This window comes from Microbacterium sp., from assembly GCF_040394595.1.
In the GTDB taxonomy this organism is placed as follows: Bacteria; Actinomycetota; Actinomycetes; order Actinomycetales; family Microbacteriaceae; genus Microbacterium.
Window position 1 is genome coordinate 39,456 of sequence record NZ_JBEBSA010000011.1, and the last position, 23,531, is coordinate 62,986.

Sequence of the window (23,531 nt, forward strand, 5' to 3'; positions counted from 1 at the left end):
TTTCCTGACCTGGCGAAAGGACGCCTCTCAGTCTAGCGCCCCGCCGTCCGCTCCCGTCCCCGCCGGACGGGGTGGCGCGGCCCTCAGCCCCTGGTCTGCCCCGAGCCGCGGGCGAGCCACTTGGTGCTGGTCAGCTCGGCGAGTCCCATCGGCCCGCGCGTGTGCAGCTTCTGGGTGGAGATCCCCACCTCGGCGCCGAAGCCGAACTCGCCGCCGTCCGTGAACCGCGTGGAGGCGTTGGCCATCACCACCGCCGAGTCCACCTCGGCGAGGAAGCGCTCCGCGTTCCGGGAATCGGTCGTGATGATCGACTCGGTGTGACCCGTGCTGTAGCGCCGGATGTGCTCCAGCGCCTCATCGAGGTCGTCGACGACCCGCATCGAGATGTCGAGGCTCAGGTACTCCGTGGCCCAGTCCTCCTCGGTCGCGGGCACCACGTCGGCGGCGAGACGGGCGACGTCCTCGTCGCCGTGCACCGTCACGCCCTCGCCCTGCAGAGCCGTCGTCACCACGGGCACGAGACGCTCGGCGGCGTCCTTCAGCACCAGCACCGTCTCGACGGCGTTGCACACGCTGGGTCGCTGCACCTTCGCGTTGACGACGATGTCGCGCGCCCAGTCCTCCGGCGCCGTGCTGTCGAGCACGATGTGCACGACGCCCGCTCCGGTCTCAATCACCGGGACCGTCGATTCCGTGACGACCGTCTGGATCAGCCCGGCGCTGCCTCGCGGCACGAGCACGTCGATGAAGCCCCGGCCGTGCATCAGCGCCTTCGCACCGTCCCGGCCGAAGTCGTCGACCGTCTGGACGGCCTCGGGAGTGACCCCCGCGTTCGCGAGGGCGTCGCGCATGACCTGCACGAGCACGGTGTTCGAGTCGCGGGCCGCGCTGCCTCCGCGCAGTACCACCGCGTTGCCGGCGCGCAGCGCCAGCGCGGCGATGTCGACCGTGACGTTCGGGCGGGCCTCGTAGATCGCGCCGACGACGCCGAAGGGCACACGGACCTGCTCCAGCGCCACACCGTTCGGCATCCGGTGCCCGCCGACCACCTGGCCGATCGGGTCGGGAAGCGCCGCGACCTCGCGCACCGCCGCGGCCAGCGCGCGCACGCGCTTGTCATCCAGGCGGAGGCGGTCGATCAGCGCGTCACCGATGCCGTCGCGGACGCCGCGGGCGATGTCCTCACCGTTCGCGGCGATGATCCGGGCCGACTCCGCCTCGAGCGCCGCCGCGATCGCCTCGAGGGCATCGCCCTTCTGTCCACTGGTCAGCTGTCCGACCGCGCGGGAGGCGTCCTTCGCGCGCGCGAGGCGATCCTGCGCGGTGTCCACGGCGGGTGCGGTCAGGGTGTCGGCGCTCATCCGCTCAGCATATCGGCGCACGACCGGCACCGGGTCGGTGTGACGCAGCCCGCCCCACGGCTCAGCCGGCGACGTGCGGCTCGAACCAGGTGCCGATGGCCTCGCCCCGGAGAGCCTGCGCCACGAGGTCCGCGCTGGTCACCAGCACGCCGATACCCGAAGCGGCCGCGAGGCGCGCCGCCGACACCTTGGTCGCCGCGCCGCCGGTGCCGACGCTGTTGACCACGGTGGCGCCGAACTCCAGACCGGACAGGTCCGCGCCGGCCGTGATCAGGTCGATCGGCTCGGCGGCGGGGTCCGCCGGAGGGCGGGTGTACAGCGCCTCGATGTCGCTGAGGAGCACCAGGGCGTCGGCACCGACCAGCTGCGCCACGAGGGCCGCGAGCCGGTCGTTGTCCCCGAAGCGGATCTCCTGGGTCGCGACCGTGTCGTTCTCGTTGACGATGGGCAGCACACGGAGCCCGAGCAGACGGTCCACCGCGCGACGCGCATTGCTCCGCGATGTGGGGCCGTCGAGGTCAGCCGTGGTCAGCAGCACCTGCCCCGCGAGGATGCCGAAGGGCCGGAGGGCCTCCTGATATCGGTACACGAGGATGTTCTGGCCCACCGCCGCAGCCGCCTGCTGGGTCGCGAGATCGTTGGGGCGCGCGTCCAGATCCAGCATCGGGATGCCGCTCGCGATGGCACCGGACGACACCAGCACGACCTCGGCGCCGCGCGCGTGCGCCGAGGCGAGCGCCTCGACCAGCATCGGGATCCGCCAGGCCGCCTCGCCGCTGATGGACGAGGAGCCGACCTTCACGACGATCCGCTCCGCGGTCGCGAGACCCGAGCGGCTCAGCACCGTCACGCGTCGTCTCCGTCGCGCTGTGCGATGCGCTCGGCCTCCAGCTCGGCACGGGCCTCGGCCTTGGCGTCCATCCGCTCGTGATACCGTTCACGCCGCTCGCCGGTGGTGCGGCGCGAGCTGCGATCGAGACGGGGGTCGGTGCCGCGAGGAGCGGTCATCAGCTCGGCGGCGGAGGCGATCGACGGCTCCCAGTCGAAGACGACGCCGTCGCCCTCGCCGATCACCACGGTCGCGCCGGGGGTCGCGCCCGCCTTGAGCAGCGCCTCCTCCACGCCGAGACGCTCGAGACGGTCGGCGAGATAGCCGACGGCCTCCTCGTTCTGGAAGTCGGTCTGCTGCACCCAGCGGACGGGCTTGTCGCCGAGGATGCGGTAGAGGTTGCCGTAGGTGCCGCCCTCCACTCGCACGTGGAACGGCGCCTCAGCGCCCTTCGGGCGGATCACGATGCGCTCCGCGGGCGCCTCGACCGCGGCCTCCTGCCGGTGCTTCTCCACCAGGTCGGCGAGGGCGAAGGTGAGCGGGCGCAGCCCCTCATGGGACACCGTGGAGATGTCGAACACGCGGAAGCCGCGCGCCTCGATGTCGGGACGCACGAGTTCGGCCAGGTCGCGGGCCTCGGGGACGTCGACCTTGTTGAGGGCGACGAGCTGCGGACGCTCCCGCAGCGGCGTCTGGCCCTCGGGGACCTCATAGGCGGCGAGCTCGGCGAGGATCACGTCGAGATCGCTGAGCGGATCGCGCCCCGGCTCGAGCGTCGCGCAGTCGAGCACGTGCAGCAGCGCCGAGCAGCGCTCGACGTGGCGCAGGAACTCCAGCCCGAGTCCGCGTCCCTCGCTCGCGCCCTCGATGAGGCCGGGGACGTCGGCGACGGTGTAGCGCAGGTCTCCCGCCTGCACGACGCCGAGATTGGGGTGCAGCGTGGTGAACGGGTAGTCGGCGATCTTCGGCCGCGCCGCGGAGATGGCCGCGATCAGGCTCGACTTGCCGGCGGAGGGATAGCCGACGAGCGCGACGTCGGCGACCGTCTTGAGCTCGAGGACCACATCGCCCTCGTCGCCGGGGGTGCCGAGCAGCGCGAAGCCCGGGGCCTTGCGCTTCGGGGAGGCGAGGGCCGCGTTGCCGAGGCCGCCGCGACCGCCCGCGGCCACGACGTAGCGCTCCCCCGGCACGATCATGTCGTGGAGCAGCTCCCCCTCGGGCGTCTTCACCACGGTCCCGAGCGGCACCGCCAGCTCGAGATGCTCTCCCGCGGCGCCGGAGCGCATGTCCCCCATTCCGAAGCCGCCGTTGCCGGCGTGACGATGCGGGGAGTGATGGTACGACAGCAGCGTCGTCACCTGCGGGTCGGCGACGAGGACGACATCGCCGCCGTCGCCGCCGTTGGCGCCGTCCGGACCTGCGAGGGGTTTGAACTTCTCACGACGGACCGACACGCAGCCGTTGCCGCCCTTGCCGCCCCGCACGTGGAGCGTCACGGTGTCGACGAACGTGACCATCTCAGTGTCCCCTCAGGTTCCGGATACGCGGACGGGGCGAGCCGAAGCCCGCCCCGTCCGAATGAATGCTGTGCTTACTCGGCTGCAGCGACGATGTTGACGACCTTGCGGCCGCCCTTCGCGCCGAACTCCACCGAACCCGCCGCGAGGGCGAACAGGGTGTCGTCTCCGCCACGGCCGACGTTCACGCCGGGGTGGAAGTGCGTGCCGCGCTGGCGGACGATGATCTCGCCGGCGTTGACGGTCTGGCCGCCGAAGCGCTTGACGCCGAGTCGCTGTGCGTTGGAGTCACGACCGTTGCGGGTCGAGCTCGCACCCTTTTTGTGTGCCATCTCTCAGCTCCTCTACGTGCTTACTTGATGCCGGTGATCTTGACGCGCGTGAGCTCCTGACGGTGGCCCTGGCGCTTCTTGTAGCCGGTCTTGTTCTTGTACTTCTGGATGACGATCTTCGGGCCGCGGAGGTTGCCGATGACCTCAGCCGTGACCTTGACCTTCGCCAGCGAGTCAGCGTCGGTGGTCACCGTGGCGCCGTCGACGAGCAGCACAGCGGGCAGCTCGATCTTCTCGCCCTGGGCAGCCTGAACACGGTCGAGCTGAACGATCGTGCCGACCTCGACCTTCTCCTGCCGCCCACCGGCGCGCACAACTGCGTAAACCACTTCGTACCTGTTTCGTCAGGGAGTCGTACGACTCCGGGAATCTCACGGGAAGACTGTTGCCTGCGGACGTCGCGGTGCGACGGGTGCGGATGCAGGGCTTGTCCGCATCGACCGATGGGGACGACGGGGCTCGCGCACCAAGGGACTACTTTACCGGATGGCGCACCCACTCGCAAAGCGAGCCCTCCGGTGTGTCCCGGCCATAGGATCGCGTCCATGACCGTTCTCGTCGACGACCCCCGCTGGCCCGCGCACGGCAGGCTCTGGTCGCACCTGGTCAGCGACGAGAGCCTCGAGGAGCTGCACGCCTTCGCCCGGGCACAGGAGGTGCCTTCGCGAGCCTTCGACCGCGACCACTACGACGTGCCGGAGGAGATCGTGCCACGCCTCATCGCCGCCGGCGCCGAGCACGTCTCGGGCAAGCAGCTGGTGCGGCGTCTCATCGCCTCAGGGCTGCGCGTCCCCGCCCGCGACCGGCGCTGAGCCGCTCGCGTCCGGGTGCACGACCGGGGTGCCCGAGAGCGCTGCGGTCGTCACACGGCGACGGTTGCGTCCCTGCCCGGGAGCCTTCGGCTCCGGGAGAGCGTCGAGCACGGAGTCGAGCAGCTGCTCGGCCTCGCTCCGCGGTCCCTTGCGGTCGGCGGAGCGCTTCTTGCGCTTCTTCGGACGCTCAGCGGGAGCGGTCTCGACCGCCGGCACGGCATCGGCCGGCGCCTCTCCCGATGGGGCGATGGTCGACGCCGCGATCTGAGCGAGCGCGGACTTGGCACCCTCGGTGATCGCGTGGGTTCCGCCGTTGCCGTTCTGCGGCGCCGCCGGCGCGGGCTGTGCGCTGCCGCGGGAGCGACGACCGCCTCCCCCGTTGCCGCCGTTGCCGTTCTGGTTGCCGGAGCGGTGCTTGACCACCGGGTCGTGGTGGACGATGACACCGCGGCCGGCGCAGACCTCGCAGGGCTCGCTGAAGGTCTCCAGCAGGCCCAGGCCCAGCTTCTTGCGGGTCATCTGCACCAGGCCGAGCGAGGTGACCTCGGCCACCTGGTGCTTGGTGCGGTCGCGGCTCAGGCACTCGACCAGCCGGCGCAGCACAAGGTCGCGGTTCGACTCGAGCACCATGTCGATGAAGTCGACGACGATGATGCCGCCGATGTCGCGCAGGCGCAGCTGTCGGACGATCTCCTCCGCGGCCTCGAGGTTGTTCTTGGTGACGGTCTCCTCGAGGTTGCCCCCGGAGCCGACGAACTTGCCGGTGTTCACGTCGACCACCGTCATCGCCTCGGTGCGGTCGATGACCAGCGAGCCGCCGGAGGGCAGCCAGACCTTGCGGTCGAGCGCCTTCTCGATCTGCTCGGTGATGCGGAAGGCGTCGAACGGGTCGACGTCGTCCTCATAGGGCTCGACGCGCTCCAGCAGGTCGGGTGCGACGCCTTCGAGGTAGGCGCGGATCGTGCGCTGCGCGTCCTCGCCCTGGATCAGCATCCGAGTGAAGTCCTCGTTGAAGACGTCGCGGACGATCTTGACCAGCAGGTCGGGCTCGGCGTGCAGCAGCGACGGTGCCGACTGCGACTCGACGAGCTTCTGGATGTGCTCCCACTGCGCGGTGAGACGCTGCACGTCGCGGGTGAGCTGCTCCTCGGTCGCGCCCTCGGCCGCGGTGCGGACGATCACGCCGGACGACTCCGGCAGGACCTCCTTGAGGATGCGCTTGAGGCGGGCCCGCTCGTTGTCGGGGAGCTTCCGGGAGATCCCGTTCATGGATCCGCCCGGCACGTACACGAGGTATCGGCCGGGAAGCGAGATCTGGCTCGTGAGGCGCGCGCCCTTGTGGCCGACGGGGTCCTTCGTGACCTGCACGAGCACGCGGTCGCCCGGCTTGAGGGCGAGCTCGATCCGACGCGGCTGGTTGCCGGTCTCGACGCCGTCCCAGTCGACCTCGCCGGAGTACAGCACGGCGTTGCGGCCGCGGCCGATGTCGACGAAGGCGGCCTCCATGCTCGGCAGCACGTTCTGCACGCGGCCCAGGTAGACGTTCCCGATCAGCGACGCGTCCTGGTTGCGGGCGACGTAGTGCTCGACGAGCACGTTGTCCTCGAGCACGCCGATCTGCGTCCGGCCGTTCTTGGCGCGGACGACCATCATGCGGTCGACGGACTCGCGGCGGGCGAGGAACTCGGCCTCGGTGACGACGGGGCGGCGACGGCCCGCGTCGCGGCCGTCGCGGCGGCGCTGCTTCTTGGCCTCGAGTCGCGTGGAGCCCTTGATCGCCTTCGGCTCGGTGATGTACTCGACGGTGCGCTGACGCTGCCGGGGCTCGTCGGCCTCTCCCCCGCGCCGCCGGCGTCCGCGACGACCGGTCTCGCCGCCGTCCGCAGGCTCCTGCTCGCGGCGCGCGGGAAGGGGGTCGACCTCGGGCGCGTAGAAGTGCAGCTGGGTCGAGACCTTCGACACGAACACCTCGGGCAGCAGGCCGAGCGACACGGCGGTCACCGGCCCGGGCTCGGCAGGAGCGGCCGGCTCCTCCGCCGGCATCGGCTCCACGGCCACGGTGGCGGCGTCCTCGCCGGAGGCGGCATCCGCCTCTGCGGCGACCGGCTCCTCGGGGGATCCGGGCGGGGCGTCCTCGACGGGCCCCGCGTCCTCCGAGACCGGGGGCTCCACGGCCACGGCGGATTCCTCAGCTGCGGGAGCCTCCTCCGCCGGCGCGTCGTCGACCGGACCCGTGGGGGGCTCGGCGGCGGTCCCCGCCTCGGCGGTCTCCTCCACCGCTGCCCCCGCCGTCTCCGGCGCGGGCTGCTCTACCGGGGGCTCCGGCAGGATGTCGAGGGTAGGGGTGCTGTAGTCGTCATTCTCATCGGCCATCTCTGGCGTACTCCCTGCGCGGGCACTGCGTGCTCCGCGAAAACTCGTGCGGCAACATCTGCCGCGAACTCACTCGGCATGCGGTCGGCGTGTGCTCGGACCGCGTGGGGCCTGTGCCCCGAAAAGTCTCAACGATGCGCATCGCGACAGGTCGCGCAGTGCATCTGGAGACCATTATCGCACCTCCCAGGCCCGCCCGTGGCATCCGCACGTCACTCGCGCGTCACCGGCGCGTCACCGGCAGGCCGTCCGAGGTTGTCACGGCGCCTCACGTCGCGCCCATAGCGTCGCACTGCGATAATCGCGGCATGACCGAGCAGCGCACCCGATTCACGGGCTACGGCATCTGGCTGATCATCGCGAGCGTGGTCGGGTGGTGGGCCGCCTTCCAGCTCACGCTCGAGAAGTTCTTCCTGCTGGAGAACCCCACGTCGCAGACCAACTGCTACGTGAGCGTGATGATCCAGTGCGACAAGAACCTCAGCTCCTGGCAGGGGGAGGTCTTCGGATTCCCCAACCCGATCATCGGGCTCACCGGCTGGATGGCAGTGCTGGTGATGGGGGTCGCGGTGCTGGCCCGGGTGCGTTTCCCCCGCTGGTTCTGGGCGCTGTTCGGGCTCGGCGTCACCGGTGCCTTCGCGTTCGTCTGCTGGCTGATCTTCCAGAGCGTCTTCAGCCTGCACACCCTCTGCCCCTGGTGCATGGCGACCTGGGCGGTGACGATCCCGACCTTCCTCGCGACGGTGACCCATCTCGTGAGGAACGGCACGCTCACCCGTTCGGAGAAGGCCCGCGAACGCGCGGGGCGGCTGATGGTCTGGGTGCCGCTGGCCACGATCGTCGCCTACGCGATCGTCATCGCGATCGTGCAGCTCTCCGGCCTCGACCTCCTGAGCGAGGTCGTCGGCATGATCTTCTGATCCCCCGTGTACGACGAAGAGGGCGCCCCGCCTGGAGCGCCCTCTTCTCGTCTTCGCGGTCTCAGAACCAGATGCCGAGCTCGCGCTCCGCGGACTCCGTGCTGTCGGAGCCGTGCACGAGGTTCTGCTGCACCTTGAGCCCCCAGTCGCGGCCGAAGTCGCCGCGGATGGTCCCGGGCGCCGCCGTCGTCGGATCGGTCGTGCCGGCGAGCGAGCGGAAGCCCTCGATCACGCGGTTGCCGGCGAGCCGGATCGCCACGGACGGACCGGACATCATGAACTCGAGCAGCGGCTCGTAGAACGGCTTGCCCTCGTGCTCCGCGTAGTGGGCGGCGAGCAGGTCGCGGTCGGGCTCGACCAGGCGGATGTCGACGAGCGCGTAGCCCTTGGCCTCGATACGGGCCAGGATCGCGCCGGTCAGGCCGCGGGCGACGCCGTCGGGCTTGACGAGGACGAGGGTTTCTTCGATGGCCATGTCAATCGCTCTCTGTTGTACGTTCAGCCTGTGCCGCGGCGACGCGAGCGTCGATCCGGGGCCCCATGATCGTCGCATACCCCCACAGGCCGCCGAAAATCAGCACGACGAGCGCGATGGCGGGCACGAGGAACGCGGAGAGCGCGACGACCGCCTGCAGCGTCCATCCGGCGGCGACGGCCCACGGGCGCGTGATCATCCCCGCGACGGCGATCATCGCGACCGCGACGACCGCGCCGCCGACGATGCCCCACCACTGGGGCATGCCGCCGGGGAGCGCCTTGAGACCGAACACGGTGAGCCCGGCGAGGAAGACGACGAGCGACTCGAAGCCCAGGATCATCGGCCCGAGCTTCTGCGCGAGCGTGCGCGGCGGGCGCGGGCTCATTCGCGCCACCCCGCCTTCCAGTCCTCGGCCTCCGCGAGCGCGATGGCCTCACCGGCGAGCACCACCGATCCGGCGATGACCACGGCACGGCGATCCGCGCCGGCCGCCCACTGGCGCGCCGCGTCCACAGCCTCCGCGAGCGTCGGATGCACGGTCGCCCGGCGGCCGCGCTCCTCGACGAGGTCGGCGATCGCGTCGGCGTCGTTCGCCCGTGCGGAGTCGGGCGCGGTGGCGAAGACCTCCGTCACGGCCGGAAGCAGGGCGTCGACGATGCCGGCGGCGTCCTTGTCGGCGAGCACTCCGAGCACCAGGCCCCATTCGTCGAAGTCGAAGCTGTCGCCCAGCGCCTGGGCGAGGGCCGCCGCACCATGCGGGTTGTGCGCGGCGTCGACCACGACCGTGGGTGCGACGCCGAGCAGCTGCAGACGGCCGGGCGACGACGCGTTCTGCAGGCCCTCGGCGAGGATGTCCCCCGCGACGGGCTGCGCCGCGTCGCCGATGAGCGACTCGACGGCCGCGACCGCGAGCGCCGCGTTCTGGCCCTGATGCGCACCGTAGAGCGGCAGGTACTCGTCGACGTACTGTCCCGCGAGGCCGCGGATGGTGAGCAGCTGCCCACCCACGGCGAGCCGCTGGTCGACGAGGCCGAAGTCCGCCCCGGCGAAGGAGATCCGCGCGTCGTGCTCCGCGGCGACCCTCCGCAGCACCGCCTCGACCTCCGGCTTCTGCTGGGCGGAGACCACCGCGGCGCCGTCTTTGATGATCCCGGCCTTGACCTCGGCGATCTTCTCGATCGTGTCGCCGAGCCGATCGGCGTGGTCCAGGTCGATCGGGGCGAGCACCGCGACGTCGCCGTCGGCGTTGTTCGTGGAGTCCCACGACCCGCCCATGCCGACCTCGAGCACGAGCACGTCGACGGGGGCGTCCGATGCGGCGACGAACGCCAGAACGGTGAGCAGCTCGAAGAAGGTGAGGGGCTCGTCGCCCGAGGCCTCCAGCTCCGCGTCGACGATGCCGACGAACGGGAGGATCTCGTCCCAGGCCTCGGCGATCGCGGCATCGGCGATGGGCGCCCCGTCGATCATGATGCGCTCGGTGAAGCGCTCGAGATGCGGGCTGGTGAACAGCCCGGTGCGCAGACCGTGCGCCCGCAGGAGGCTCTCGATCATCCGCGCGGTCGACGTCTTCCCGTTCGTGCCGGTGATGTGCACGACGCGATAGGTGCGCTGCGGATCGTCGAGCAGGGTGAGGATGCGGCCCACGCGCTCCTTGCGGGGCTGCACCCAGCGCTCTCCGGCCCTGGCGAGCAGCTGCTCGTAGACGGCGTCGGCCCTTTGCGCGTCGGTCATGAGGCGCCCCCGATCCTGGTCACGCCGACGGTGAAGCCGCCGCGGTTGGCGTAGGTCCCGGCGACGACCTCCGCGGAGAACTCCGGTGAGGCGGGGACCTCATCGTGCGCGAGGTCGGTCTCGGCCCGGGAGCGCACCGCATAGGCCAGGGCGAGCGTCTCCCCCGCGACATCCGCTGTTCCGAACGCCGAGGCGACGGCGGCCGACTCGGCCGCGTCGTCGAAGACCAGCTCGAGGCGGATCCGGTCGCTGACGTCGAAGTCCGCCTTCTTACGGGTGTCCTGCACGGCACGGATCACGTCGCGGGCCAGCCCCTCGGCCTCGAGCTCGGGAGTGGTCGCGGTGTCGAGCAGCACGAACCCTCCGGTGGGGACGACGGCGAGAGCCTCCCCCTCCGGCCGACCGGTGGTCTCGAGCGCGAGGTCGTACTCGGGGGCCTCGAGGGCGATGCCGCCCGCGGTGACGACCCCGTCGGTCTCGTTCCAGTCCCCGGACCTCGCGGCCTGGATCACCTTCTGCACGTCCTTGCCGAGGCGCGGACCCGCTGCACGGGCGTTCACGCTCAGTCGGTGGCTGATGCCGTACGCCGACGCGGTCCCGTCGTCCTGCGGGACCAGCTCGACGGCCTTCACGTTCAGCTCGTCGCGCAGGATGTCCTCGTAGGGCGCCAGCGCCGCGGCGTCGGGCGCGACGACGGTGAGGCGGGCGAGCGGCAGGCGCACGCGCAGCTTCTCCTTCTTGCGCAGTGCGTTGCCGACGCTGGACAGCTCTCGGACCGCGTCCATCGCATCGCGCACCTCGTCGGCGTGCGGGAACGCCTCGGCATCGGGCCAGTCCGCGAGGTGCACGCTGCGCCCGCCGGTGAGCCCCTGCCACACGCGCTCGCTGATCAGCGGCACGAGGGGCGCGGCCACACGGCACAGCGTCTCCAGCACGGTGTAGAGCGTGTCGAACCCCTCCGTGCTCGTGCCCTCCCAGAACCGGTCGCGCGACCGCCGGATGTACCAGTTGGTCAGCACCTCGGCGAAGTCCCGCAGCCGTGCCGCGGCCGTGGTCGAGTCGAGCCCCTCCAGGTCGGCGCGCACCTCGCGCACCAGGTCGCCGGTGCGCGCCAGGATGTACCTGTCGAGCACATCCGTCGAATCGGTGCGCCAGGTCGCCTCGTATCCGTCCCCGGCGGCATTGGCATAGGTGGCGAAGAAGTACCAGGAGTTCCACAGCGGCAGGATGAACTCCCGCACCCCGGCGCGGATGCCCTCCTCGGTGACCGAGAGGTTGCCGCCGCGCAGCACCGAGCTCGACATGAGGAACCAGCGCATCGCGTCGGAGCCGTCGCGATCGAACACCTCGCTGACGTCGGGGTAGTTCCGCAGCGACTTGGACATCTTGTATCCGTCGTTGCCCAGCACGATGCCGTGGCAGCTGACACCGGTGAACGCCGGACGGTCGAACAACGCGGTGGACAGCACGTGCATGACGTAGAACCATCCGCGAGTCTGCCCGATGTACTCGACGATGAAGTCCGCCGGCGCATGGGAGTCGAACCACTCCTGGTTCTCGAAGGGATAGTGCACCTGCGCATAGGGCATCGAGCCCGAGTCGAACCAGACGTCGAAGACGTCCTCGATGCGCCGCATCGTGCTCTTCCCGCTCGGGTCGTCGGGGTTCGGCCTGGTCAGGTCGTCGATGTACGGGCGGTGCAGATCGATCTCCCCGCGGGGGTTGCGCGGCAGGGCGCCGAAGTCGCGCTCGAGCTCCTCCAGCGAGCCGTAGGCGTCGACGCGCGGGTACTCCGGGTCGTCGCTCTTCCAGATCGGGATGGGCGAGCCCCAGTACCGGTTGCGGCTCACCGACCAGTCGCGCGCGCCCTCGAGCCACTTGCCGAACTGCCCGTGCTTGACGTTCTCCGGCACCCAGGTGATCTGCTCGTTGTTCGCGAGCATCCGGTCCTTGATGTCGGTGACCCGGATGAACCAGCTCGACACCGCCTTGTAGATCAGGGGGTTCCGGCAGCGCCAGCAATGGGGGTAGGAGTGCAGGTAGCTCTGCTCGCGCAGCATGCGTCCGGCCGCCCGGAGCAGACGGATGAGCGGGGTGTTGGCGTCCATCCACAGCTGGCCCGCCACATCGGTCACCTGCGGGAGGAAGCGTCCGCCGTCGTCGAGCGAGAGGATCGTCGGAATCCCCGCACCGCCGGCCACGCGCTGGTCGTCCTCGCCGTAGGCCGGGGCCTGGTGGACGATCCCCGTGCCGTCGGTGGTGGTCACGTAGTCGTCGACCAGGATGCGCCAGGCGCTCTCCGTCCCCCAGGTCTCAGCGTCGGCGTAGTAGTCGAAGAGCCGGTCGTAGGTGACCCCGTCGAGGTCCGCGCCCCGATGCGAGGCCTCGACCGCGGCGAGCGCGTCCTCCGCCGACCCGTAGCCGAGGTCCTTCGCGTATCCGCCGACCAGGTCTCGGGCGAGGAGGTAGCGGTGGGCGGAGGCCTCGGCCGCGGCGTCCTCCGGATCCGCCGCATGCACGTCGGCGGCGCCGTCCGGCCCCGCCGGCAGGACGACGTACTCGATCGCCGGACCGACGGCGAGCGCGAGGTTCGTCGGAAGCGTCCACGGCGTGGTCGTCCACGCGAGCGCCCGCACCGCGGTGAGCCCGAGAGCCTCGGCCTTCGCCCCGGTGAGCGGGAAGGTGACGGTGACCGACGGGTCCTGGCGGTCCTTGTAGACGTCGTCGTCCATGCGCAGCTCGTGTGCGCTCAGCGGCGTCTCATCGCGCCAGCAGTAGGGCAGCACCCGGTAGCCCTCGTAGGCGAGCCCCTTGTCGTGGAGCTGCTTGAACGCCCAGATCACCGATTCCATGTACCCGAGGTCGAGGGTCTTGTACCCGCGCTCGAAGTCGACCCAGCGGGCCTGGCGGGTGACGTAGTCCTCCCACTCGTGCGTGTACGCGAGCACCGACCCCTTCGCCTTCTCGTTGAAGACGTCGATGCCCATGTCCTCGATCTCGCTCTTCTCGGTGAGGCCGAGCTGCTTCATCGCCTCGAGCTCGGCGGGCAGGCCGTGGGTGTCCCAGCCGAACACCCGGTCGACCTTCTTGCCGAGCATGGTCTGGAAGCGCGGGAACACGTCCTTCGCGTAGCCGGTGAGCAGGTGGCCGTAGTGCGGCAGTCCGTTCGCGAACGGAGGGCCGTCGTAGAAGACCCACTCGTCTGCGCCGTCGCGCTGCGCGATCGAGGCGCGGAAGGTGTCGTCGTTCTTCCAGAACTCGAGGACGTCCTGCTCGATCTCGGGGAAGCGCGGGCTCGGGGAGAGATCGGCGGCGGGCCCGAAGGCCGAGGGGCGCGGGTAGGTCATGGCGTCTCGCAGTGATCGTGTTCGGATTCTCCTGCGGGGACGACCCTTGCGGACCGCGGTACCACCCCGCGTGGCCTCCCCCTGGGGGGCGACCCGCTCTCACTGCGGCGATGACGGGCCTGCCCCGCTCGGTTCTACTTGCCGCCGCCTGCGCTGGGCCTGCCGAAGCGTTCTTCCGAGAGCTCCCCGGTGATGTCCGGATCGATGCTGATGTCGACATTCTACGCGCATGGAGGGGTGCGCTTCGCCCGGGAAGCGCACCCCTCCGTGAACACGGCGCCGGTCAACCCTCGCGGTGATAGCCGTACAGGTCGTCCTGCACCCCGTTGACGCAGACGTCGACCCCGCCCGGACCGGCGAATCGCACCGAGCGCCCGTACGCCTCGTCCACGACGTGGGCGTCGACGCCCACCGCACGGAGCCGGAGGGCGAGCGCTTCCAGATCGCCCGCCGCGAGGAACGACAGGCCGAATCCGGCGGCCTCCCCCTCGGCGCGCCCGGACGTCGAGTGCACGCCCACCGATCCGCCGCCATCCGCCTGGAGCTCGATCCAGCCGCCCCCGTCCGCGGCGATGTCGGCCCGCAGACCGAGCGCTTCGAGCACGCCGCGCGCCTCCGCCACGTCGTCCTGGAACCAGATCGGCTGCACGGCCACCGTTCCCCGGTCGGCGTCCCGTGCCCCGCCGGACACGGAGAGGACGACTCCGGAGCCGGCGCGCACCAGCAGGATCTCTCCGACGCCCTCGAGCTCGGTGCGGGTCACCTCGCGCCCCTGCAGGGCGCGTTCCGCCACGTCGAGGTCGCCGACGAGCACGTGAAGGTCGACCGCCCCCTCCTCCCGACCGTCCGGGAGAGCGTGCACCGCGAGCACTCCGCATCCGTCGAACTCGGCCCAGTCGTCGGTCGGCGGCAGGAAGGGGGCGAGGCCGAGGGCCTCGGCGATCTCGTGCCAGCGCGCGGGATGCGCGGTGTAGACGATCTGCTCGACGGTCGTGGTCATGCTCGTTCCTCCAGGTAGGCGCGCAGGGCGTTCTCGACCAGCGCGGACAGGCTGAGCCCCTCATCGATGGCGCGGTGCTTGACCTCCCGCACCAGTGTCGGAGGCAGGTAGACGTTGAACTGCGCTTTCGGCTCGTTCGCTTGCATGCTAGCAATTTAGCATTCAACGGAGCCCGGGACAACCGTGTCGGCGGGGTCGAGTAGTCTCGCCGCATGCCCGCCGATCGCACCGCACCGCCTCGTGTCTCCCCGCCCGATCTGCCCGATGAGCTCCGGCCGGCCTCTCCGGCCCGGCGGGCCGATCTGATCGCCGCCGAGGTGGTCTGCGACGGCGAGGCCGATCTCGCGCACTCCTCCCTCGAGCAGTGCATGATCCGCGGCGCCGCCGACCGGCTCGACCTCACCGGCGCCACCCTGCTCGACGTGACCCTCTCCGACCTGCGCGCCCCCGTCGTCTCGCTCCGCGCCACCACTATCCGGCGCCTGCGCATCGACGGAGGGCGGATCGGCACCCTCGACCTGTCCGAGGCTCGCGTGCACGAGCTCGAGATCCACGGCGCACGGATCGACTACCTGACGCTCGGGGGTGCGAAGGCGGAGGACGTCCTCATCGTCGATGCGCAGCTGCGCACCCTGGACGTGCCCCAGGCCGTGCTCTCCCGGGTGCGTTTCGACGATTCGCGCGTCGACGAGGTCGACACCCGCGGGCTCACCGCGAAGGACGTCGATCTGCGCGGGCTCGACGCCCTCGCCTTCCTCGACGTCTCCTCGCTCAAGGGCACCACCCTCAGCACCCGGCAGGTCGAGATGCTCGCGACCGTGTTCGCGAAGGCGGCCGGCATCGACGTGCGCGACTGACCAGGCGCTCCTCGGCGCACCGACCCGGATCTCCGTGCCCAGATCCCGGCATCCGTACCGCGGGCACTCTCGTCCGCCGGGCCCGTCCGGATCGAGGTCGGCACCCCTAGCGGGCGGCGAGGAGCTCCTTCGTGAAGGGGTGCGAGGGAGCGGCGAAGACGTCGCGTGTGGGTCCGTGCTCGACGATCACTCCGTCCTTCATCACCAGCACGTCGTCGCTCATCGCTCCGACCACCCCCAGGTCGTGCGAGACGAGCACCATCGTGAGAGCGCGTTCCCGACGCAGCCTCCGCAGGAGGCCGAGGACCCGCTCGCGCACCGTCGGATCGAGCGCGGAGACCGGCTCGTCGAGCACCAGCACCTGCGGGTCGGCGGCGAGGGCACGCGCGATCGCGGCGCGCTGCCGCTGCCCGCCCGAGAGCTCATGAGGTCGCCGCCGGCCGAGTACGGGATCGAGACCGACCTCGGCGAGCAGCTCTCCGACACGCGACGCCCGGCTGGCACGCGGCACGCCCGCCCCCTGCAGCGCCTCCTCGATCGACCGGGCGATGCGCCAGCGCGGGTCGAACGCGGCCAGCGGATTCTGATGCACGAGCTGCACGCGCTGCGATGAGGTCCATGCGATGCTCCCGGCATCCGGCACCGTCACGCCGACGAGCATCCGGGCGAGCGTGGTCTTGCCCGACCCCGACTCCCCCACGATCCCGAGCACGCCCCCGGCCCGGAGTACCAGGGAGGCATCTCGCACGGCGGGCCGGTCGAAGGTCTTCGCTACCCCGTCCATCCGCGCCAGCACCGCACGCGGACCGGGAGCGGCATCGACCGGAGCATGTTGCGACGCGGCGACCAGCTCCCGCGTGTACGCCTCCTCCGGCGCCGCCATGACCCTCCCGACCGGGCCCTGCTCGACGATGCGGCCCTGCCGCATCACGATCACCCGATCCGCCACCCGGCGCACCGCGGCGAAGTCGTGGCTGATGAAGACGAGCGCGGTCCCCTGCTCCACGCGGCTGCGGAGCATTGCGAGCACGCGCGCCTGGACCGTCGCATCCAGCGCCGTCGTCGCCTCGTCGGCGACCAGCACCGCAGGTCCGGCCGCCAGCGCGGAGGCGATCAGCGCACGCTGACGGAGCCCGCCGGAGAGCTCGTGCGGGTACTGGCGGGCGCGGCGGGCCGCCTCGGGCATGGCCACGTCGTCGAGCAGCTCCTCCACGCGCCGCATGCCCGCCGGGAGGCCGTGGATGCGCAGCGGCTCCGCGACCTCGGCGCCGATCCGCCGCAGCGGGTCCAGGGCCGACAGGGCGTCCTGCGACACGAGCGCGATCCGACGCCCGCGGAGCCTTCGCCACCCGCGCTCCGAGAGACCTGCGGCGTCCTCGCCGTCCACGTCGAGACGCGTCGCGGAGAAGTCGGCGGACGACGGCACGAGGCCGAGCAGCGCCCGAGCCGTGAGCGACTTCCCCGCCCCGGACTCCCCCACGATCGCCACGCACTCCCCCGGAGCCACCGAGAACGACACGTCGTCGACGACGCTCTCGCCGCCGAAGGAGATCCGCAGCCCCGCGACCTCGAGCGCGTTCATGCGCTCCTCCCGTCCGCCCGTCGCCGCAGCTCACGGCCCAGCAGCGTCGCGCAGATGACCGTGAGCATGATCGCGAGCCCCGGGAACACCGAGATCCACCAGGCCCGCCCCAGCACGTTGCGCCCGCCGGAGAGCATGAGCCCCCACTCGGGCTGGGGCTCGATCGGCCCGAGGCCGAGGAAGCTCAGCCCCGCGGCGGCGAGGATGCTCGTCCCGATGCCGATGGTCGCCAGCACGCTGAGCGAACCGAGGACCGAGGGGATCACGTGCCGGGTGAAGGCGCGAGCCCGCCCCACACCCAGGATCCGCGCGGCCTCGACGTGCTCCGCGAGGCGCAGGGTGCGGGTCCGCGTGCGCGCCAGGCGGATGTAGACCGGCACCGCGGCGATCGTGACCGCGAGGGCGACGTTGGCCGCCCCCGGGCCGAGCAGCGCGACCACCACAAGCGCCACCAGGAACTCCGGGAAGGCCATGAGCACGTCCGTGGTCCTCATGGCGATCGCGTCGACCGCTCTCGGTGCCACCCCCGACAGCGCGCCGATCACCAGACCCGCGACCAATGCCAGGCCCGTGGCGAGCAGTCCGATGCCCACCGACCGTCCTGCGCCGTGCACCACCCGGGAGAACACGTCCCTCCCGGACTGATCGGTGCCGAAGAGATGCGCGGGGCCGGGCGGCAGCATCGCGGAGCCGACATCGGTCTGCAGCGGATCGTGCGTCGAGAGGAGCCCGGGGAAGAGCGCAGCGACGGCGATGACCAGGAGGAAGGCCGACGCCGCCGCGAGGAGGACGCCCCTCGCGCCCCGGCCCCTCACGGTCGGGCCTCCCGCCGCCCGTCCCGCAGCCTCGGGTCGATGAGGGGGTGCAGGAGCTCGACGATCACGGTCACGACGACGAAGACCACTGCACTGAACATGATGATCCCGGTGAGGACGGGGAGATCGCGTCCCGTGATCGCGGCGAGCGCCACCCGGCCGAGACCGGGGCGGCCGAAGACCGTCTCCACGAGCACGGCCCCGCCCAGGAGCGAGCCGGTCAGGTAGGCGGCGAGGGTCATCGCCCCGGCCGCGCCGTGCCGCAGTCCGTGGTGCCACGTGAAGCGCAGCGGCCCCGCCCCGCGCGCCCGCACCGTCTCGGCGAAGGGCTCGCGATCGGCGGCGTCGAGCCCGTCGCGCAGCACCTGCCCGATGAGGGCGGCGACGGGCAGCGCCAGCGTGATGGCCGGGAGGACCAGCGAGGCCGCCGATCGCGACCCGGCGACGGGGAACCAGCCGAGCCCGAAGGCGAAGACCCCGAGCAGCACCAGGCCGATCCAGAACACCGGGGAGGACAGCACGATCAGCTCGACGGCGACCACGATCCCCCGGGCTGCACCGCGCCGTGCGCCGAGCGCCGCGGCGAGCGCGAGCACCAGGGCGAGCGCGAGTGCGAGCGCAGCGAGCTGCACGGTGGCGCCGAGCTGCCTGCCGATCACCTCCGCCACCGGCATCCGCAGCTGGTACGACTCGCCGAGGTCGCCGCGCAGCAGCCGCCCCAGGTGATCGAGGTACTGCTCCCAGATCGGCCTGTCGAGCCCCAGGTCCGCACGGATGCCCGCCTTGACCTCTTCGCTGACCTGGGCCTGCGGGCCGAGCATCACCGAGACGGCGTCGCCCGGGATCAGGCGGAAGGCGAGGAAAGCGAGGGTCGCGGCACCCCACAGCACGATCGCCATGGATCCCGCGAGCGCGGCGATCCGCCGCAGCACCCGACCCATCCGTCACGCCCCGTGCCGGTCAGCGTGCCGAGAGGCTGACGCCGTAGAACAGCGGGCGTCCGTAGAGGTCGTAGGCGAGCCCGGACACGTTCTTGCCCACCGCGGTGATCATCGACGGCACGAAGAGGGGCACGATGGCGACGTGCTCGGCGTTCCACCTCTGCAGCTCGCCGTACACCGCGTTCCGCTTCCCCTGGTCGGTGGTCGAGAGCCCCTCTGTGAGCAGCGCGTCCACGGCCGGGTCCTTCACCTGCGAGGCGTTCTGGAAGCCGTCGCCGCCGAGGTGGCTGCGCAGCAGGTCTCCGTCGACGCCGGAGAAGCCCCAGTCGGTGATGTCGAAGGTCTTCGGACCGTACTGCTCGTTGTACGCGGCAGGCTCGAGCTCCTCGCGCACGATCTCGAACCCGACCTTCTTCAGGTCCGACTGGACGGCGTTCGCCAGCGCCACCCGGTCGTCCGGGATCGGCGTCCAGGAGATCCACCGCGCGGAGAGCCGCTTTCCGTCCTTCGTGCGGATCCCGTCCCCGTCACGACCGGTCCATCCCGCCTCGTCGAGGAGAGCGCCCGCCTTCTCGGCGTCGAACGGCCAGCTCCCTTCGAGGCTCTTGTCGTATCCGGGCGTGGTCGGGCCGAAGACGCTCCACGCGCGCGGGTACTCGCCGAAGAAGATCTTCTTCACGTCGGCGTCGACGTCGATGGCGCGGGCGAGCGCCTGCCGCACCCTCTGGTCGGCGAAGACCCCGTTCTTCTCGTTGAGGAACAGCGAGTAGGGCAGGCCGGGGTACTCGACCGAGTCGACCTTCACGCCGTCGCCGAGCTCGGCGACGGCGCTGGGCGGAAGCTGCCCGGCGATGTCCGCCTCGCCCGATCCGACCACGCGCGACCGCACGGACGCCTCGGGCAGGATCTGCACGCGAAGGGTCTTGAATGCGGGAGCCTTGGCGTCGTGCGGACCCCACGCGTAGTCGTCGTTGCGGGTGTAGACCAGCTCCTGCTTCGGGGTGTACTCCGTCAGCACGAAGGGACCGGTCCCCACGGTGATCCCCGGACCTCCCGCCTTCAGCTTGTCGGCTGAGGAGGCGAGCACCTTCGGCGAGTAGAACCCGAGCTGCGCGGTGCTCGCCGCCTGCAGGAACGGCGAATAGGGCTGGGAGAAGCGCACCTCGACGGTATGCGGACCCTTCACCTCGGTGCCTTCGTAGAAGTCCGCCCCCAGCATGCTCGCCGCCTGCGCGGAGGCCGTCTCGGGGTCGACGATCCGGTCGAAGTTGGCCTTGACCGCCGCCGCGTCGAACGCGGTCCCGTCGGTGAAGGTCACGTCGTCGCGCAGCTCGAAGGTGTAGGTCTTCGCGTCGGGCGACACCGTCCACTTCTTCGCCAGCCACGGGGAGAAGGAGCCGTCGGGCTCCTGGAAGACGAGCGAGTCGAGCACCTGCCGCTGCACCATCGCCGAGACGTCGAGCTGGCTCGTCTGCGGGTCCATGTGCCCGTCGGAGAGGTTCGCCCCCTCGATCGCCCAGTCGAGCTCGGCGTCGCGGTCGGCCTTCGGATCGCCTGCGGGCGACGAGCAGGCGCTGAGCACCAGGGCGGAGGCCGCCGCGAGGGCGACCAGTGGAGCGAGACGGCGCAGGGGGAAGCGGGGCATGCGTGACCTCGGTGGATGCGGGGACGGGAAACGCCTGATTCTATCGAGGATTACTTGGACGCGGTTCAATTATGGCCGGCTGTGCGACCGGTCCACGCAGCGCCGCTCCGGGTAGACTCGACCCACCACCACACTCAGGCACGCACACACGGTGCCGCATACATCGCTCAAGGAGACCCTCATGTCCGCGATCCCCGACAAGCCCGCCCTCGAAGGTCTCGAAGCGAAGTGGGGTGAGACCTGGTCCGCACAGGGGACCTACCTGTTCGACCGCGCCCGCGCCGCCGGGCTGGGCCGCGACTCCGTCTACTCGATCGACACCCCCCCGCCGACCGCCTCCGGAAGCCTCCACATCGGCCACGTGTTCTCGTACACGCACACCGACATCAAGGCGCGCTTCGAGCGGATGCGCGGCAAGAAGGTGTTCTACCCGATGGGCTGGGACGACAACGGCCTGCCCACCGAGCGCCGCGTGCAGAACTACTACGGCGTGCGCTGCGACCCCTCGCTGCCGTACGACCCCGACTTCACTCCGCCCTTCGAGGGAGGCGACAACAAGTCGAGCCGCGCCGCCGACCAGCTGCCGATCAGCCGCCGCAACTTCATCGAGCTGTGCGAGAAGCTCACCGTCGAGGACGAGAAGCACTTCGAGGCGCTCTTCCGCCAGCTCGGGCTCAGCGTGGACTGGACCCAGAGCTACCGCACGATCTCCGACGACACGATCCGTCAGAGCCAGCTCGCGTTCCTGCGCGGGCTCGAACGCGGCGAGGCCTACCAGTCCCTCGCGCCGACGCTCTGGGACATCGACTTCCGCTCGGCGATCGCGCAGGCCGAGCTGGAGGACCGCGAGCAGTCCGCGTCCTACCACACCATCGAGTTCCCCTTCTCCGACGGGTCGGGATCGATCGCGATCGACACCACCCGCCCCGAGCTGCTTCCGGCATGCATCGCGATCGTGACGCACCCGGAGGGCCCGCACAAGCACCTGATCGGCAGGAAGGTGCGCACGCCCTTCTTCGGCGCCGAGATCGAGATCCACGGCCACCACCTGGCCCAGCCCGACAAGGGCACCGGCGCGGCGATGGTCTGCACCTTCGGCGACGTGACCGACATCGTGTGGTGGCGCGAGCTGCGCACCAGGGCCGGCGAGTCCCTGCCGAACATGACGACCATCGGGCTTGACGGCCGCTTCCTCGCGGAGGCGCCGGAGTCGGTCGCCGACGCGGGGGCGACCGCCTGGTACGCCGAGGAGATGGCCGGGAAGACGGTCTTCAGCGCACGCAAGGCCCTCGTCGAGAAGCTGCAGGAGACCGGCGACATGACCGCCGTGTCGAAGCCCTTCCAGCACGCCGTGAAGTTCTTCGAGAAGGGCGACCGCCCCCTCGAGATCGTCTCCACCCGCCAGTGGTACATCCGCAACGGCGCGCGCGACGCCGAGCTGCGCGACGAGCTGCTCGCGAACGGCAAGGAGCTCCTCTGGCACCCCGACTTCATGCGAGTGCGATACGAGAACTGGGTCGGCGGCCTCACCGGCGACTGGCTCATCTCGCGGCAGCGCTTCTTCGGCGTGCCGATCCCGATCTGGTACGGGCTCGACGAGAACGGCGAGCGCGACTACGACCGCGTGATCACTCCGGCACACGATGCGCTCCCGATCGACCCGACCACGGACGTGCCCCCGGGGTACACCGCGGAGCAGCGCGGCGTCGCGGGCGGCTTCGACGCCGAGAAGGACATCTTCGACACCTGGGCGACGTCCTCCTTGACCCCGCAGCTCGCGGGCGGCTGGCAGCGCGACGAGGAGCTCTGGAAGCTCGTCGCCCCCTTCGACCTGCGCCCGCAGGGACAGGACATCATCCGCACCTGGCTGTTCTCCACGATGCTGCGCTCGACGCTCGAGGACCGCCGCTCGCCCTGGCGCAACGCGGCGATCTCGGGCTTCATCGTCGATCCCGACCGCAAGAAGATGTCGAAGTCGAAGGGCAACGTGGTCACCCCTGCGGACATCCTCGACACGCACGGCTCGGACGCGGTGCGCTACTGGTCGGCCTCCAGCCGCCTCGGCATGGATGCCGCGTTCGATCCGCAGAACCCCACCCAGGTGAAGATCGGCCGCCGCCTGGCGATCAAGATCCTCAACGCGGCGAAGTTCGTGCTGTCCTTCCCGGTCCCCGAGGGCGCCCAGGTCACCCACGCGCTGGACGCCTCGATGCTCACCGCGCTCGACCAGGTGGTGCGCGACGCCACACGCGCGTTCGAGAACTACGACCAGGCGCGCGCCCTGGAGGTCACCGAAGCCTTCTTCTGGACCTTCTGCGACGACTACCTCGAGCTCGTCAAGGAGCGGGCCTACGACCAGACCGACGTCGGGCAGGCATCTGCGGCGCTCGCCCTCCGACTCGCGCTGTCGACTCTGCTGCGGCTGCTCGCGCCGGTGATCTCGTTCGCGGCCGAGGAGGCCTGGTCATGGTTCGAGGAGGGGTCGATCCACACCGCGTCGTGGCCCGAGCCGCTCGGCATCGAGGGCGACCCCAAGGTCCTCACGACCGCGAGCGAGGCGCTCATCGGCATCCGCCGGGCGAAGACCGAGGCGAAGGCGTCGCAGAAGACCCCGGTCTCGCGCGCGACCGTCTCCGCACCCGCGGCGAAGATCGACGCGCTGCGGGCGGCGGCGGACGACCTCCGTGCGGTCGGCCGCATCGCGGAGCTGACCTTCGCCGACGCCGACGAGCTCGCGGTCACCGCGATCGAGCTCGCCCCGGTGGAGCAGTGATGCAGCTCGGCACGCGCTGGGCCGCCGGGGCGGAGCCGCCGGCGTCCGTCCCGGCGGCGCTGCGCCCCGGGATCGCCGACGTCGAGGCCCGCGGCCTCGACGGGCACTGGACGCTCACCTGGCTGGAGGGGCGGCCGATCGCCGAGCTCGACGCCGGGTGGGAAGTGCTGCTCTCCGCGGCCGGGGAGCTCGTGACGCGTCCGTTCCAGGACTGA

At 71.0% G+C, this 23,531-nt stretch carries 21 protein-coding genes; 5 read left to right on the forward strand and 16 right to left on the reverse strand.

The genetic code is table 11. The features are described from left to right. Positions 1-83: 83 nt before the first annotated feature. The 5 genes from ABWO84_RS11505 to rplU form a co-directional block, all read right to left on the reverse strand. Positions 84-1,361, reverse strand: a complete 1,278-nt coding sequence (locus ABWO84_RS11505; protein WP_353114718.1) for a glutamate-5-semialdehyde dehydrogenase — start codon at positions 1,359-1,361, stop codon at positions 84-86. Positions 1,362-1,422: 61 nt separating this feature from the next. Continuing rightward, complete coding sequence (gene proB, locus ABWO84_RS11510; protein ID WP_353114719.1) at positions 1,423-2,211, reverse strand: glutamate 5-kinase; 789 nt, start codon at positions 2,209-2,211, stop codon at positions 1,423-1,425. Continuing rightward, positions 2,208-3,707 carry a GTPase ObgE gene (gene obgE / locus ABWO84_RS11515; RefSeq protein ID WP_353114720.1) on the reverse strand — a complete coding sequence of 500 codons (1,500 nt, stop codon included), beginning with the start codon at positions 3,705-3,707 and terminating at the stop codon, positions 2,208-2,210. Before obgE ends, proB begins: the two co-directional genes overlap by 4 nt. Positions 3,708-3,781: 74 nt before the next feature. Further along, positions 3,782-4,039 (reverse strand): 50S ribosomal protein L27, encoded by a 258-nt coding sequence (gene rpmA, locus ABWO84_RS11520; protein ID WP_353114721.1) that lies wholly within the window; start codon positions 4,037-4,039, stop codon positions 3,782-3,784. A 20-nt stretch (positions 4,040-4,059) separates the two neighbouring features. Further along, complete coding sequence (gene rplU, locus ABWO84_RS11525; RefSeq protein ID WP_353114722.1) at positions 4,060-4,368, reverse strand: 50S ribosomal protein L21; 309 nt, start codon at positions 4,366-4,368, stop codon at positions 4,060-4,062. A gap of 216 nt (positions 4,369-4,584) precedes the next feature. Between rplU and ABWO84_RS11530 the strand changes: the two genes are divergently transcribed. Further along, a complete protein-coding gene (locus tag ABWO84_RS11530; protein ID WP_353114723.1) occupies positions 4,585-4,851 on the forward strand; it encodes a DUF4031 domain-containing protein in 267 nt (88 codons plus the stop codon). On the opposite strand, the gene ABWO84_RS11535 is transcribed toward ABWO84_RS11530, so the two are convergent. Next, on the reverse strand, positions 4,816-7,224 hold the full coding sequence (locus ABWO84_RS11535) for an Rne/Rng family ribonuclease (RefSeq protein ID WP_353114724.1): 2,409 nt from the start codon (positions 7,222-7,224) through the stop codon (positions 4,816-4,818). The two genes, ABWO84_RS11530 and ABWO84_RS11535, sit on opposite strands and share 36 nt — an antisense overlap. Before the next feature lie 308 nt (positions 7,225-7,532). On the opposite strand from ABWO84_RS11535, the gene ABWO84_RS11540 reads away from it, so the two are divergent. After that, a complete protein-coding gene (locus ABWO84_RS11540) occupies positions 7,533-8,144 on the forward strand; it encodes a vitamin K epoxide reductase family protein (RefSeq protein WP_353114725.1) in 612 nt (203 codons plus the stop codon). Between the two features lie 61 nt (positions 8,145-8,205). On the opposite strand, the gene ndk is transcribed toward ABWO84_RS11540, so the two are convergent. The 6 genes from ndk to ABWO84_RS11570 all read right to left on the reverse strand — a co-directional run bounded on the left by ndk (position 8,206) and on the right by ABWO84_RS11570 (position 14,849). Continuing rightward, positions 8,206-8,619, reverse strand: a complete 414-nt coding sequence (gene ndk, locus ABWO84_RS11545) for a nucleoside-diphosphate kinase (RefSeq protein ID WP_353114726.1) — start codon at positions 8,617-8,619, stop codon at positions 8,206-8,208. Position 8,620: 1 nt separating this feature from the next. Continuing rightward, a complete protein-coding gene (locus tag ABWO84_RS11550) occupies positions 8,621-9,007 on the reverse strand; it encodes a DUF4233 domain-containing protein (protein ID WP_353114727.1) in 387 nt (128 codons plus the stop codon). Next, positions 9,004-10,356 (reverse strand): bifunctional folylpolyglutamate synthase/dihydrofolate synthase, encoded by a 1,353-nt coding sequence (locus ABWO84_RS11555; RefSeq protein WP_353114728.1) that lies wholly within the window; start codon positions 10,354-10,356, stop codon positions 9,004-9,006. Before ABWO84_RS11555 ends, ABWO84_RS11550 begins: the two co-directional genes overlap by 4 nt. Further along, positions 10,353-13,703, reverse strand: a complete 3,351-nt coding sequence (gene ileS, locus ABWO84_RS11560) for an isoleucine--tRNA ligase (RefSeq protein WP_353114729.1) — start codon at positions 13,701-13,703, stop codon at positions 10,353-10,355. The genes ABWO84_RS11555 and ileS overlap by 4 nt, the downstream gene beginning before the upstream one ends. A gap of 283 nt (positions 13,704-13,986) precedes the next feature. Further along, a complete protein-coding gene (locus tag ABWO84_RS11565; RefSeq protein ID WP_353114730.1) occupies positions 13,987-14,703 on the reverse strand; it encodes a VOC family protein in 717 nt (238 codons plus the stop codon). Beyond that, complete coding sequence (locus tag ABWO84_RS11570) at positions 14,700-14,849, reverse strand: ribbon-helix-helix domain-containing protein (RefSeq protein WP_353114731.1); 150 nt, start codon at positions 14,847-14,849, stop codon at positions 14,700-14,702. The genes ABWO84_RS11565 and ABWO84_RS11570 overlap by 4 nt, the downstream gene beginning before the upstream one ends. A gap of 66 nt (positions 14,850-14,915) precedes the next feature. Between ABWO84_RS11570 and ABWO84_RS11575 the strand changes: the two genes are divergently transcribed. Then, positions 14,916-15,560 (forward strand): pentapeptide repeat-containing protein, encoded by a 645-nt coding sequence (locus ABWO84_RS11575; protein WP_353114732.1) that lies wholly within the window; start codon positions 14,916-14,918, stop codon positions 15,558-15,560. 106 nt (positions 15,561-15,666) lie between these two features. Here the strand turns inward: ABWO84_RS11575 and ABWO84_RS11580 are convergent, their stop codons facing one another. The 4 genes from ABWO84_RS11580 to ABWO84_RS11595 are packed head-to-tail and all read right to left on the reverse strand — an operon-like array spanning position 15,667 to position 20,543. Next, complete coding sequence (locus tag ABWO84_RS11580; protein WP_353114733.1) at positions 15,667-17,142, reverse strand: ATP-binding cassette domain-containing protein; 1,476 nt, start codon at positions 17,140-17,142, stop codon at positions 15,667-15,669. After that, complete coding sequence (locus ABWO84_RS11585; protein ID WP_353114734.1) at positions 17,139-17,957, reverse strand: ABC transporter permease; 819 nt, start codon at positions 17,955-17,957, stop codon at positions 17,139-17,141. The genes ABWO84_RS11580 and ABWO84_RS11585 overlap by 4 nt, the downstream gene beginning before the upstream one ends. Beyond that, complete coding sequence (locus ABWO84_RS11590; RefSeq protein WP_353114735.1) at positions 17,954-18,898, reverse strand: ABC transporter permease; 945 nt, start codon at positions 18,896-18,898, stop codon at positions 17,954-17,956. Before ABWO84_RS11590 ends, ABWO84_RS11585 begins: the two co-directional genes overlap by 4 nt. A gap of 19 nt (positions 18,899-18,917) precedes the next feature. Further along, positions 18,918-20,543 carry an ABC transporter substrate-binding protein gene (locus ABWO84_RS11595; RefSeq protein WP_353114736.1) on the reverse strand — a complete coding sequence of 542 codons (1,626 nt, stop codon included), beginning with the start codon at positions 20,541-20,543 and terminating at the stop codon, positions 18,918-18,920. A gap of 181 nt (positions 20,544-20,724) precedes the next feature. On the opposite strand from ABWO84_RS11595, the gene valS reads away from it, so the two are divergent. Then, positions 20,725-23,316, forward strand: coding sequence for a valine--tRNA ligase (gene valS / locus ABWO84_RS11600; RefSeq protein WP_353114737.1), 2,592 nt, complete (start codon positions 20,725-20,727; stop codon positions 23,314-23,316). After that, complete coding sequence (locus ABWO84_RS11605) at positions 23,316-23,531, forward strand: hypothetical protein (protein WP_353114738.1); 216 nt, start codon at positions 23,316-23,318, stop codon at positions 23,529-23,531. Before valS ends, ABWO84_RS11605 begins: the two co-directional genes overlap by 1 nt.

What these genes read in the sequence shown, in the direction of transcription:
- ABWO84_RS11505 (WP_353114718.1), bottom strand. Translation starts at nt 1,361, where the DNA reads ATGAGCGCCGACACCCTGACCGCACCCGCCGTGGACACCGCGCAGGAT.
- obgE (WP_353114720.1), bottom strand. Translation starts at nt 3,707, where the DNA reads ATGGTCACGTTCGTCGACACCGTGACGCTCCACGTGCGGGGCGGCAAG.
- rpmA (WP_353114721.1), bottom strand. Translation starts at nt 4,039, where the DNA reads ATGGCACACAAAAAGGGTGCGAGCTCGACCCGCAACGGTCGTGACTCC.
- ABWO84_RS11530 (WP_353114723.1), top strand. Translation starts at nt 4,585, where the DNA reads ATGACCGTTCTCGTCGACGACCCCCGCTGGCCCGCGCACGGCAGGCTC.
- ABWO84_RS11535 (WP_353114724.1), bottom strand. Translation starts at nt 7,224, where the DNA reads ATGGCCGATGAGAATGACGACTACAGCACCCCTACCCTCGACATCCTG.
- ABWO84_RS11540 (WP_353114725.1), top strand. Translation starts at nt 7,533, where the DNA reads ATGACCGAGCAGCGCACCCGATTCACGGGCTACGGCATCTGGCTGATC.
- ndk (WP_353114726.1), bottom strand. Translation starts at nt 8,619, where the DNA reads ATGGCCATCGAAGAAACCCTCGTCCTCGTCAAGCCCGACGGCGTCGCC.
- ABWO84_RS11550 (WP_353114727.1), bottom strand. Translation starts at nt 9,007, where the DNA reads ATGAGCCCGCGCCCGCCGCGCACGCTCGCGCAGAAGCTCGGGCCGATG.
- ABWO84_RS11555 (WP_353114728.1), bottom strand. Translation starts at nt 10,356, where the DNA reads ATGACCGACGCGCAAAGGGCCGACGCCGTCTACGAGCAGCTGCTCGCC.
- ileS (WP_353114729.1), bottom strand. Translation starts at nt 13,703, where the DNA reads ATGACCTACCCGCGCCCCTCGGCCTTCGGGCCCGCCGCCGATCTCTCC.
- ABWO84_RS11565 (WP_353114730.1), bottom strand. Translation starts at nt 14,703, where the DNA reads ATGACCACGACCGTCGAGCAGATCGTCTACACCGCGCATCCCGCGCGC.
- ABWO84_RS11570 (WP_353114731.1), bottom strand. Translation starts at nt 14,849, where the DNA reads ATGCAAGCGAACGAGCCGAAAGCGCAGTTCAACGTCTACCTGCCTCCG.
- ABWO84_RS11575 (WP_353114732.1), top strand. Translation starts at nt 14,916, where the DNA reads ATGCCCGCCGATCGCACCGCACCGCCTCGTGTCTCCCCGCCCGATCTG.
- ABWO84_RS11580 (WP_353114733.1), bottom strand. Translation starts at nt 17,142, where the DNA reads ATGAACGCGCTCGAGGTCGCGGGGCTGCGGATCTCCTTCGGCGGCGAG.
- ABWO84_RS11590 (WP_353114735.1), bottom strand. Translation starts at nt 18,898, where the DNA reads ATGGGTCGGGTGCTGCGGCGGATCGCCGCGCTCGCGGGATCCATGGCG.
- ABWO84_RS11595 (WP_353114736.1), bottom strand. Translation starts at nt 20,543, where the DNA reads ATGCCCCGCTTCCCCCTGCGCCGTCTCGCTCCACTGGTCGCCCTCGCG.
- valS (WP_353114737.1), top strand. Translation starts at nt 20,725, where the DNA reads ATGTCCGCGATCCCCGACAAGCCCGCCCTCGAAGGTCTCGAAGCGAAG.
- ABWO84_RS11605 (WP_353114738.1), top strand. Translation starts at nt 23,316, where the DNA reads ATGCAGCTCGGCACGCGCTGGGCCGCCGGGGCGGAGCCGCCGGCGTCC.